This window comes from Serratia nevei, assembly GCF_024160145.1.
GTDB classification, from domain to species: domain Bacteria; phylum Pseudomonadota; class Gammaproteobacteria; order Enterobacterales; family Enterobacteriaceae; genus Serratia; species Serratia nevei_A.
The window spans coordinates 1-578 of sequence record NZ_JAMYWQ010000108.1; the positions used below are offsets into that span (position 1 = coordinate 1).

Annotated in this window: 1 rRNA gene; it reads left to right on the forward strand. The window is 46.2% G+C overall.

Going from position 1 to position 578, the window contains the following annotated elements:
• Positions 1 to 578, forward strand: a 16S ribosomal RNA gene (locus M6G53_RS24960); the annotation flags it as partial.

Genomic DNA, 578 nt, shown 5'->3' on the forward strand with positions numbered 1-578 from the left:
CTTGTACCTATGGGATGCAGCAGTGGGGAATCTTGCACAATGGAGGAAACTCTGATGCAGCGATGCCGCGTGAGTGAAGAAGGCCCTTGGGTTGTAAAGCTCTTTCGTCGGGGAAGAAAATGACTGTACCCGAATAAGAAGGTCCGGCTAACTTCGTGCCAGCAGCCGCGGTAATACGAAGGGACCTAGCGTAGTTCGGAATTACTGGGCTTAAAGAGTTCGTAGGTGGTTGAAAAAGTTAGTGGTGAAATCCCAGAGCTTAACTCTGGAACTGCCATTAAAACTTTTCAGCTAGAGTATGATAGAGGAAAGCAGAATTTCTAGTGTAGAGGTGAAATTCGTAGATATTAGAAAGAATACCAATTGCGAAGGCAGCTTTCTGGATCATTACTGACACTGAGGAACGAAAGCATGGGTAGCGAAGAGGATTAGATACCCAAGTAGTCCATGCCGTAAACGATGTGTGTTAGACGTTGGAAATTTATTTTCAGTGTCGCAGCGAAAGCGATAAACACACCGCCTGGGGAGTACGGCCGCAAGGTTAAAACTCAAAGGAATTGACGGGTAGATGCTAACTC